Here is an 11701-nt window from a genome sequence, read left to right as displayed (position 1 = left end):
ACCGGCTATGATCGGACTGTTGCAGTTGAGTGCTTACAAGCCGATTAACATGCCGAACCCTCTACATGATGCGCCCAACAAATATGTGATTACACACTACAATATCACGTTCGCGCCGGACCTGTCTAACCGGGTCAACCCTAAGCTTTATCAACGTCCGTTATCTGACGTCGACATCCTTGCGATTATCGCCGGTGACCTATATCCAACGATCTTGCGGGAAAAGCGGTCTGAAAATCAAAAAGACAAACTGTTGGTCGACTTCATCAATAAGGGACTCATCAGTCAATATGCGGCGAAGACAGACAAACTGTTGATAGATTTTGGCCGCTTTCACCGGCAAAACGAACGCATTGACTATATTATGGAGAGAAACCATGTACCACAAACTCTGAATCAGGATGTGCAAAGTATGGTCAGGGAATTTAGTCGCATCTACAATATCGCCACTCATCAAAACTTCGGGGCAGATATCTGGACTTATTTGAACGAAGGTGTGGATGATAAAATCGTTATACCGGCAGAGCCGCCGCTTGCCAACGGTTCTATGAGCATCATTAATACCTACCGCAACGTTATGATTCTGACGACAGACGGCTACATTGAAGCCGGCATCTATGGCAAAGGCTTCGACTTAAGTAAAACAACCGTCGATAATTTCAGAAAAGCTTTCTTAGCTTCCAAAGAAGACAATATCCAAAAGTTTTTTAAAAAAAATACACAGTTCAGGATCAAGCCCGTTCACAACGAGCATTTAAAAAATCTGGAAGTACTGGTTCTGGAGTTATATGATCGTTCCAAGTCTAAGGGCGGGTCTGCTACCATTCAACCTACCGACATGGAAATTATCAAGCTTTTCTGGGCGGACTGGTTACAGCAGTCGCACGTCAAAAGGTGGGAGCTGCATCCTTACGCTAATTCCAAAGATGAGGCGGAGAAAACGATTCTTCAATTCCTGGGCGTGACTAAAAAGAACATGCCCTCTGTCTAAATCTTATTATCAGAATCTACAAAACTAGCTTATGGGTTGGTCTTATCGAAAATCATTGGGTTCCGGACCGTTTAGAATCAATTTTTCCAAAAGCGGTATCAGCTATTCCGTCGGCGTCAAAGGCGCACGCGTTAACATGGGACCGAAGGGCACTTATGTCAATCTCAGTTCTCATGGGATCAGTTATCGCCGTAAAATTTCAGGAGTTGAAGCACCACCTCATCTGCCTTCACTACAGCCGCAACGGATGTCCTCTGCTCAACTATACCAGATTGCATCCGCAGACATTGACCAGTTAACAGATACTGACTCTAAAGATTTTGTCAACGAACTCACCCAAAAAGCCGGGCAGCTATCCTATGTAGGATGGTTAGGCGTGCTTCCCATGGTCATTTTAATCATGGTACTGTTATTTTCTTCATTCGGAACTCGTACTACAGTTATCCGGCCGGTGACCGACAGCACCTTGGCTAAGGTTACCTCGAATATTGGTGTAAATATCCGGCAGCATCCTACGGCAAAATCTGCCATAGTGAAGGCGGCGACCAGCGGGCAAACGTTCATTCTTTTGGATTCCACTCACTCTAAATGGCTGCAAGTACGCATAGATAGTTCCTCCGGCTATATCAACCGCCGCTTTGCTGAAGTGGAACATGTACACCATGACCAAGAAACCGGGACGCAAACCTATCTATCGAACACTTATGCAGTCTTTGAGCTATTCGGGATGTTGACATTTTTCACCCCTTTGATTGTTTGGCTAAAAAAGCTTGACCGAAAGCGCTTTGAGATAGAACTGCACTACGATATGGATGAGCAATTCCAGCGTATCTATCAGGAGTTTAGTGGTCATTTTAATACTTTTGCCCGCTCAGTCAGAATATGGCAGTATTTAAACAAGCAGAAAACCAATGATTTCAAGCGAAATGCGGGTGCTGGCCAGTTGATTAGTAGGACGCCCATACGCAGTATTTCCGGCAATCAGGCTCCGTTGCCTCATTTTGTTACGAATGTCGCTATCCCCTGTTTAAAGCTCAGCAACCTGCATTTCTATTTTTTGCCGGAGCGACTGCTTGTCAAAAGGGGGAATACGTTTGCCGCCATTTTCTATAGAAATCTTTGTATTAAGGGTTCAACGACGCGCTTTATTGAAGATGAAGGTGTCCCTTACGATGCCCAAGTCGTGGATCAAACCTGGCGCTATGTCAATAAGCGAGGTGGCCCAGACCGCCGGTTCAACAACAACCGTCAAATCCCCATTTGTGCTTATTCGCAGTATACACTTACCTCTGATACTGGGCTCTACGAAGTTATTACAACATCCAAACAAGGTGCAATGGATTCCTTTGCCAACTTTTTGAGAGGTATTGGCAATTTGCAATCGCAACTAGTAATTAGATAGATTTGTTCTGGATGATGAGTAACGCAACATTCTAGGCGTATAGAATTTATTCTAATCAGTCAGATGCAGAATGCTTCGTTTTGGTGCGTTTCTGCAAAGGCAATTTAATTGTGAGTTATTGATATTGAATCAGAGTACGGCTTTCCGTAATATATTGATCACAATCATACTTAACTTTATTGAATAAATTAGTAGTTGAAGATATGAAAGAAATAAAAGTGATCAAACCAGGGGCTAAGCCAAAGAAAGAAGATGGGAGTGATGATAGAAGGAGACGAGTCGACCCGCCGAATCAACCCAAGCACCCAGGGTTGAAACCTCACATCCATAAACCCGGAGAAAAGCGCTGAATCAAACGCCTATTTAGGTTAGTAAAAGTCAAGAAAGAGTCACCTTTTTAAGATCTAAAACTAGCCTAATTAACTGTATTAATTATTTTTAATAAATGCATTTTTCATTTACTACAAAATTTTCAGATTATTTCTTGTAGGTGTGAAAGAGAAATTTTAGATCAAATTAGCGAAGGCATGAATCGATTTGCCAATTAAATTTGAATACTATCGTTGCAAGATTAGTAATTCGAATCAATTAAAATTAATAGACATATATTTACTTATGCATAATATCACAATGTAAATAGATTTTGATAATTTTTTATCTAATAAGGTTAGTAATCTATATTAGGCGATTTATCTGATTTTAAAGGAATTTGTGATTCTCTCACTTTGTGTATACTTTCAATATTTAACCTAACCGAAATGGAAACACTGGAGGATGTTCATCATCAGTTTGCCTTGTTTTTTAAAAGCGAAATCATACAGCCCTATGCATATTTATTGTTTAAAAAGCTTCAGGAAGGACATATATGCCTAAACTTGGCGGAATCCGAGGCTGAAGCGACTAACCTACCTACTGCTTTACAACAAAGAGGTCTGCAGATGGAGCTACTTTATACGGATATTTTGGTGGGTTCAGCTAACACTGATCGTAAACCGTTCATGCTATGTAACAATCATTTGTATCTTCATCGTTATTACCGGTATGAAACTATTATTTTAGAGCAAATCTTAAAGCTGATATCCCAGGAACATGCACTTTATGCAGAAAGAGTAAGTCACCTACAAGAGCAAGCGGCCTTTTTAAGGGAATTATTTAACGGAATTATACCAGACCCATATAACCAAGAACAAGCAGATTGGCAAATGACGGCTGCAGTGACAGCCCTGTTAAATAATTTTACGATTATTACCGGTGGCCCTGGAACGGGTAAAACCACAACAGTCGCCAAGACACTTATACTGCTCTTTAAAGTTCAGCCAGCCTTGAAAGTAGCATTGGCTGCACCCACTGGAAAGGCAGCTGCGCGCTTAGGTGAATCACTCAAAAAGGCCTCTGCAGGAAAAAGTCCAGAAAATTCAGCCCTGTTTCAATCCCTGCAGCCGGTAACCATTCACCGTTTGCTCAAAGCGATACCAGACAGCCATCATTTCCGTCATCACCGTCGAAACCCTCTCGATTTTGACGTGATTATAGTAGATGAAGCGTCCATGATCGATGCTGCATTAATGTCTAAGTTATTGGATGCGGTCGGAGAGCATACCCGGTTGATCTTGTTAGGAGATAAAAATCAGCTGGCCTCTGTTGAGGCAGGTAGTTTATTTGGGGATCTCTGCCAAGCTCATATTAACAAATTCCATCCTGCTCGCTTGGGTTTTATCAATGCATTAATTGACAATCCTAGCCGGCAGATAGGAGCTTCAAAACATGCGTCTGAAGCAGGACATCCGCTGATCAATCATACAATTGAACTGACATATAGCCACCGCTTTTCTGGCTACAGTGGCATCGGTGTATTCAGCAAGGCTATCTTGAATAATGATGAGTCTTTGCTCTTGCAGTTTATCAATACTGTTCGTCAAGAAGATGATATAGAGGTGTTTACCCATCAACAACCAGAATATTTTCAGAAATTTATTATAGGATACAGCGCATTTATTCAAGAAGAAGATATCCGCCTGGCTTTACAAAAGCTGCAACAGCTTCGGGTGTTGTGCGCTGTACGGGAAGGTGAACAGGGAGTGCTTGCTGTTAACCGAAGGATCGAGAAATTTTTGGAATACAAAGGTTTCATTAGTCTTAACGGAGAGTTTTATGAGCATAAACCAATTATTATTACAGCAAATAATTATCCGCTTGGCTTATTTAACGGCGATATCGGCATTATTCGAAAGGATGCTAATGGTACGATGAAAGCGTGGTTTGAGGATCGGGATGGTAACTTATTCTCGGTTACGCCGGGGTACTTGGGAGCATCAGAGCCGGTATATGCCATGACCATTCATAAGAGCCAGGGTTCCGAGTTTGACCAGGCATATGTTCTACTGCCAGCTTCTGAAGATGTTTCCTTACTGACTCGGGAGCTACTGTATACCGCCATTACTCGGGCAAAGCACAAAGTCTATCTACAGGGAGCACCAGATGTTATAATAGGTGCCTGTAGTCGAAAGATCAAACGTGCATCTGGTATTAGCCAACGTTTTGAAGCCGCTATTTAGACTAATATTTTATCCTTGACCTATCCTTATGGCCTTACGACTCAATGCTTCTAACTCCTTAGAGCAACTGGCTCAGCAATTATGTGCTGAACTTATACAGCAACGTCACCATGTTTTCCAGCCGTACTATATCATTACTCAGACGGAAGGAATGAACAACTGGTTAAAGCAACAACTTGCAAATACGCTGGGTATTGCAGCAAATTACAGATTTATAAAGCCCTCGGAGTTAGTCTATGAACTATATCGCTTGTTCGATGGGCCTTACAATTCTGGTGTTACTCCTGGTAACTATTGCTGGCTTATTTATCAGTTCCTGGACGAGCCTGATTTCAGGAATAGGTTTCCGGTAATTGCTACATATTATGAGAAGGTTATCAATAAGGATGTCAAGCGGATTGCCCTTGCCGAGAAGGTTGCAGATTTGTTTGATCAGTATCAGATATATCGTCCGGAAATCATCACGGAGTGGAATAGCTCCTCACTCGAAAGCTGCACCTCAGATGACTGGCAGCAGTACCTGTGGATCAAAATGCAGAACGTTACCGAAGGTATTTCGCCGGATAAGACAATTCTCAGGCAATATGTTTTAGATAAACTTCAAGAGCCTGGTTATCAGCAATTATTACGCATGAAAATGCCTGCTCTGCATTTATTTGGTCTTTCCGTTATAACTGAATATCATATTGCGTTACTCTCAAGGTTAGGCAACTATATCACAACCTCTTTTCATGTGCTCAATCCAGCGCCAGAGTTGTATTGGTTTGAGGACCGAACTGAACGGCAACTGCTAGCGATGAAAAAACGAGGACAGATCAATCCAGATGTTACTGTCATAGGTAATCCATTGCTATTAAATTGGGGAAGACTAATTCAGAATTCGTTTACTTTACTGTTTCAAGATGATAATTTCCTAAATGCTTATCAGGAAATCACCCAAGTAGCACCAAGCGGTCATTGCCTGCTTGCAGAAATACAGCAGGACATCTATTATAATCGTTCCGCCAGTGAGCGCAGTCAGGTTACAGCAGCGATGTTGACCGACGGCTCGCTCACAATAAATAATTGCTATACTGCTGTAAGGGAGGTGGAATCGCTATATAATTATTTAGTCAATCTTATTGATCAACAAAAGATGGACTTGTCTCCTCAAGACATTTTGGTTATGGTCACGAATGTGGACGCTTATGCCCCGTATATCAAAGCGGTATTTAACAATGCGCCATACCCGTTTCCCTACACTATCGCCGATGAAAGTTTTGCCAGTAACGACAGTATCTCTGCAGCACTGCGCCTGATTTTACAGGTACAGGAGCATTCTTTCAAAGCGGAATCGGTGCTGCAATTACTGGATTCTAGCTATATAAGACGACGCTTTGGCATACAGGATATGGCCTTGATCCGCAAAATGGTTGATAATGCTAACATCCGGTTTGGAATTGCTGGTGAGACGGAAGATGAGACAGTTTATGTCAGTTGGGAATATGGATTGGAACGAATTATTTACGGGCTATGTCTGAGTGGTGAGGAAGCGGTTTTGATCGGTGACGACAGCTTATATCCCTTGGATATAGTAGAAGGACGAGCCGCAGAAGAAGTAGTTCGCTTTTGCCATTTCTGCAAGGTGCTGATTAGTTTTATCGAATACCGGAGACATCCCCGGTCAATGGGGGAATGGGTAAGCTATATTGAGGATATTGTTTATAATCTTATATGTGAGCCTGAGAAGGAAGCTGGCGAGGAATTGCACCAACTCTTACATGAATTAGGAAAATACAACGTCATGGAGTCTATTCTCCAAGAGAAGCTGAGTTACGAAGTCTTTACTCATCATTTTCTACAATTTTTGTCAGCCAGTAACAATGCGCACCATTTTGCAGCTGGTGGAATTACCTTTTGCTCGCTGATTCCTATGCGCAGTATTCCATTTCGTGTCGTAGCCATGCTGGGCATGAACTTTGATACTTTTCCAAGGAAAGAAACTATTACCAGTTTCAGCCTATTAGAGAAAGAGCGGCGCAAAGGTGACCGGAATATTAAAGACAATGATAAGCACCTCTTCCTGGAGACTTTACTCTCAGCGAGAGAGCGATTATATATCAGCTATATTGGGCAAAGCGTCAAGGATAATTCTAATATCCCCCCTTCAGCTGTGGTGGACGAGCTACTCGATTACATTCAAGCTATTATCTCTCATGAGCATGATGTGCGCAAAGCACTAATTACCCGGCAACCTCTGCATCTTTACAGCAACCTGTACAACCAAGGTGATCCGAAACTTTACAATTATCTTTCGCAGATCGGTACCAGCCTCATGCCGGAATTACAGCGGACAGAACCGGGCACTTATATGGCTTTTGATGATATTGCGCTGAACTCCTTTATCGCCTTTTTTAAAAATCCTTGTAAGGGGTACTACAATCATGTGCTGGAGATATTTTATGAACTGGATTCAGTGTTATTGAGTGAAACGGAGTTGTTTGAGCTAGATGCTTTACAGCAGTGGGCATTACGCCCGGACCTCCTGGCAGCTGATACTTCCACACTTGATGAACTTCGGGTACAATTGGTAAAAACAGGACGCTTGCCTTTAAAACAGATGGCAGACATATCCTTGAGAGCGATAGAGGAAGTGGTCTCACCAGTGAGGGAGCTACTTAGGGAATGTGTCCGTGGACAAGTAGAAAAAGTGATCTCCGTCGATCTGAAGATGGGTAGCACTTCCTTGAAAGGACAACTGGGCAACATCTATAATGGTCAGCTGGTATATATATCCTGGTCAAAAAATGAATGCAAATATCTCATAGATGCATACATTCGGTATCTGGCATTACGTGCCGCTGGTCAGGATATAACCCTGAAATTTATTTCTGCGCAAAAAGAAAAGGTGTTTACCGCTAACCCGATAGCATCCGATGAAGCTATGAGCCGTATTTGTGGATTAATAGATTTGTATAAGCGCGGACATGCTGAGATGATACCTTTTTATCCTGATTTATTTAAGCAGCCAAGTGAAGTGCTCAGTTTAACCTTAGATGATTATTATAGTAAATTAACAAAGAAAGTAAACGATTTTAATTTTCCGCTGCAAGACCGTTATATTCTCAGCGCCTATCATAAGGGGCGGTTTGATTCTATAGATGGATTTCAGCACTTTCAGCAAGCTGCCGCTCAGCTTATCTCCCCTTTAGAAGAAGTATTCCAAGATTATTATCAGTCGTAACCCATGTCAATGCAAAATTTTACTGATTTCCGAGCTACCGAAGTTCCGTTAGCAGGCACTAACCTGATTGAAGCAAGTGCAGGTACAGGAAAAACCTATTCTATTGCTGTCTTGGTGCTTCGGCTGATACTGGAGACTAAATTACCGCTCAAAGAAATTCTAATGGTGACCTTCACTAAAGCTGCAGTTGCGGAATTGGAAGATCGTATACGCCTTTTTATCCGGCAGGCTTATCAAACCTCCCAAGGCCAGTCTAGTAAGGATGAGACAATTTCCTTTCTCGTCGAACGGGCCGCAAAGCAAACCAGTCCGGATCAGGTTAACCAGAGCTTGAAAGAGGCGCTACTATATCTTGATGAAACCTCCGTGATGACTATCCACAGTTTTTGTCAGCAATCACTTACCAATTTTGCTTTTGAAACCGGACAATTATTTGGAATGGAAACCATTCAGGACAGCAGCGCACTGATCGAGGATGCTGTCAATAGCTTTTGGCGTAAATATGTGACTATCATTCCGGTGGATCTATTAGAGCAATTGTGCGGAGCTGACTTTACCCGTCATGCGGTGATAGATGTTATCAAACAGTTCTTAAATGGAAAGCGGTACTTGTTATATTCAGAAAAGGAGAACTATACTCTTTGCAATGAGGATTACCAAAATCTGTGGAAGGATGTGAACCAGCTGATTCATGCAGAAAAAGAACTGAGAAGCCAATTGGAAAACTATGTGAGGGAGCATTTAGCCAGGTTGCAGCAAGCCGCTGTCGGCAATACCTATGCCCGAAAAGCCGAATGGCACTTAATCAATGATCCCGTTAAGCTGGCCGAGGAAATTTACAAAAAACGGGATAAGGGTTATGCCCAGAAACTATTTCAAGATGTTATTGAACAATGCGAGGATTGCGAACGTGCTAAAGAAGAAAGAAACAAATACGTGCGCCATGTAATTGATAAGATCCTTTGCTTGGCTATTCAGGAGGTCAGTAAGCTTATTATTGCTCAAAAGCAGAAGGCGCAGCAAATGTCGTTTGACGATATGATTGTAAATCTGCATAAGGCGCTTGTAAAAAAGGATAATCCTAGTTTAATTAATGGATTCCAACAGCGGTACAAGGCCGTATTTATTGATGAGTTTCAAGATACAGACCGTCTGCAATATGAAATCTTTGAGCGGGCGTTTGGTACAAATACCATTCTTTTCTACATAGGTGATCCCAAGCAGTCTATTTACGCTTTTCGCAAAGCTGATATTTTTACTTACTTCAAGGCAAAGCAGGACGTGAATCATCGATATAGCATGAATGTGAATTACCGTTCCAGTGCACCCTTTATCAACGCAATGAATGCCTTCTTTCTGCCACGTCCGGATTTTGACACCTTCTATTTTTCCGGTCTTAGCGATTCCATAGGTTACATTAATGTAGAAGCGCCTGAACAAAATACTAAAGGAGTGCTGATGCAGGGTGATCGTGAAGCCGTACCTTTAACGTTGTTCAGGGAGCCAAAAAAAGACCGGATCACAGATGCTACCGCAGCGCTGATGGTACAACTGCTGTCAGGTGACCACTACTCGATCAAACAAGGTAACGAACAAAGACGCCTCACGCCAGCTGATATTGGTATTCTGGTACGATCGAATAAGGATGGTCAAAAAATAAAAGCAGCTTTAAGCCGGTTTGAAATACCTGCTGTTACTTTGGGGGATGCCAAAATCCTAGCCTCTGAGGAGGCCGTTACTGTTTTATATCTGCTGGAAGCGATGCTGAATCTTTCCAGGTCAGCTATTAATCGTGCGCTTTTGGGAATCCTTACAGGCTGGGATGAGTCTGCTATTCTAAAGCTGAATGAGGAGATCGCAGCGACCCGTTTCAAAAGTTATAAAGCAGCTTGGGAGAATGATGGTATTTACACTGCACTGTCTGAATTCTTGGTGGATTTTGGTGTTTACGATCAGTTGATTAAAGGTAGTGCGGAGAATGGCGAGCGCATTATGTCCAACTTATTACAGCTGATGGAAATACTGCATAAGATGCAAACGCACAAACAGTTGTCTCCACTGGAATTAACAGGTTGGCTACGACGCGGAATAGATGGAATGGCGGTGGAGGGTGATGAGTTTGAACAGCGGATTGAAAGTGATGAGGAAGCGGTGAAGATTGTGACCATTCATAAAAGCAAGGGGTTGGAGTACAAAGTTGTTATTGCGCCTTTCTTAGACTTCCTAGCTAACGTTCCAGATGGTTTCTGCACATTCAGGGATGCCCAATCTGGAGAGTACATCGCAGTTTTGGCCTCACAGATGAATAGTAATCAAAAAGCAGAATTGCTGAGGCAGACGGAACAAGAGAACCGGAGGTTACTATACGTTGCTATTACCAGGGCGGTATACGCATGCTTCATTTTTAAGAACATGGGAAATTCGGGGCAGTATCCTTATGCTACTCAATCTTCGCTGGTACCGTTTGTAGGGGAATGTGAAAATGCCGGTAATTCTTATATCTCATTCGATGAGGCGCCGCCTCTTCCTGAAACTACATTTCACTGGCGGAGTCGTACACTAGTACCCGCATCTATTTCAAGACAAATTAATTTCAAACTTCGCAATCCTAACTGGATGCGTTTAAGTTACTCCCGGCTAAATAGTAAGCATGCAACCAACGGACTAGCTAGGGCGATTCCACAGCAAGATATTTATAACGATTTTATGTTCAGAGAACTAGCCCGCGGTGCAAAAACGGGTGATCTCATTCACTATTTATTTGAAATTATTCACTTTCAACGGCCAAAGTCCTGGGAGCATGCCGTTGAGCAGACCGTTAGTCGCTTCGCGCCACAACAGCAGGAGTTGCTGGGTGAAATGCTGAATAAAATGATCGAACAGGTGTTAAACGGTAGGATTCAGCTAGCAAATAAGAATTTCTCCCTTGCTGAGGTTGCTCAGGAAAGCAAAATACATGAGTTTGAGTTCGATTTTCCCTTTTCAGCTGTAGATACACAACGCCTGCAACAACTGTCTGCGCCGGATCGTCGGATCTACGTTGAATTACTGAATGCCTCGGGGGGGCTTGTTAATGGAAAGATGGATATGTTCTTTGAATTTGAAGGAATGTATTTTATACTGGATTGGAAATCAAATTATTTGGGAGATACTCTAGAGGATTATTCAGCAAACCGGTTGGCTGAAGCGATGAATGAACGCAATTATCATCTGCAATATTTGATTTACACCTTAGCGGCTGATAAATATCTGTCCAGCCGCCTGCCTGATTACAAGTATGACTTACATTTCGGTGGTATTATCTATGCATTCATCCGGGGAGTTCGAAAAGATATAACTCATGGATTCTTTACAACAAGGCCAAATGAGAAAACTGTCACCTTACTAAATGCAATATTCAACAAGCAAACAGATAAATCAGTAAACCTCGAAGCTGAGATGCAGTGAATCAGTTAATAAATTCATTCTCAGATTAAATTGATATAAAAACTCAATTGTATCTTTTTCATAGGTCCGTAATATTAGTTTTT

The 11701-nt window shown here is 42.2% G+C and carries 5 protein-coding genes; all 5 read left to right on the top strand.

Annotation, left to right across the window (positions count from 1 at the left end):
* Positions 1-7: 7 nt before the first annotated feature.
* The 5 genes from HH214_RS07415 to recB all read left to right on the top strand — a co-directional run bounded on the left by HH214_RS07415 (position 8) and on the right by recB (position 11618).
* Positions 8-991, top strand: coding sequence for a hypothetical protein (locus HH214_RS07415; RefSeq protein ID WP_169606718.1), 984 nt, complete (start codon positions 8-10; stop codon positions 989-991).
* Between the two features lie 31 nt (positions 992-1022).
* Complete coding sequence (locus HH214_RS07410; protein WP_169606717.1) at positions 1023-2393, top strand: DUF4236 domain-containing protein; 1371 nt, start codon at positions 1023-1025, stop codon at positions 2391-2393.
* Positions 2394-3151: 758 nt separating this feature from the next.
* Positions 3152-4948: an exodeoxyribonuclease V subunit alpha gene (gene recD / locus HH214_RS07405; protein WP_169606716.1), complete on the top strand. Its 1797-nt coding sequence runs from the start codon at positions 3152-3154 to the stop codon at positions 4946-4948.
* 28 nt (positions 4949-4976) lie between these two features.
* Positions 4977-8171 carry an exodeoxyribonuclease V subunit gamma gene (gene recC, locus HH214_RS07400; RefSeq protein WP_169606715.1) on the top strand — a complete coding sequence of 1065 codons (3195 nt, stop codon included), beginning with the start codon at positions 4977-4979 and terminating at the stop codon, positions 8169-8171.
* Between the two features lie 3 nt (positions 8172-8174).
* Positions 8175-11618: an exodeoxyribonuclease V subunit beta gene (gene recB, locus HH214_RS07395; RefSeq protein WP_169606714.1), complete on the top strand. Its 3444-nt coding sequence runs from the start codon at positions 8175-8177 to the stop codon at positions 11616-11618.
* Positions 11619-11701 lie beyond the last annotated feature (83 nt).

Origin of the sequence: Mucilaginibacter robiniae, assembly GCF_012849215.1 — a bacterium.
In the GTDB taxonomy this organism is placed as follows: Bacteria; Bacteroidota; Bacteroidia; order Sphingobacteriales; family Sphingobacteriaceae; genus Mucilaginibacter; species Mucilaginibacter robiniae.
This window is presented reverse-complemented; position numbering and strand designations above follow the sequence as displayed.

Bases quoted from the DNA above. Each gene is read 5' to 3' on its own strand.
- HH214_RS07410 (WP_169606717.1), top strand. From the start codon at position 1,023: ATGGGTTGGTCTTATCGAAAATCATTGGGTTCCGGACCGTTTAGAATC.
- recC (WP_169606715.1), top strand. From the start codon at position 4,977: ATGGCCTTACGACTCAATGCTTCTAACTCCTTAGAGCAACTGGCTCAG.
- recB (WP_169606714.1), top strand. From the start codon at position 8,175: ATGTCAATGCAAAATTTTACTGATTTCCGAGCTACCGAAGTTCCGTTA.
- recD (WP_169606716.1), top strand. From the start codon at position 3,152: ATGGAAACACTGGAGGATGTTCATCATCAGTTTGCCTTGTTTTTTAAA.
- HH214_RS07415 (WP_169606718.1), top strand. From the start codon at position 8: ATGATCGGACTGTTGCAGTTGAGTGCTTACAAGCCGATTAACATGCCG.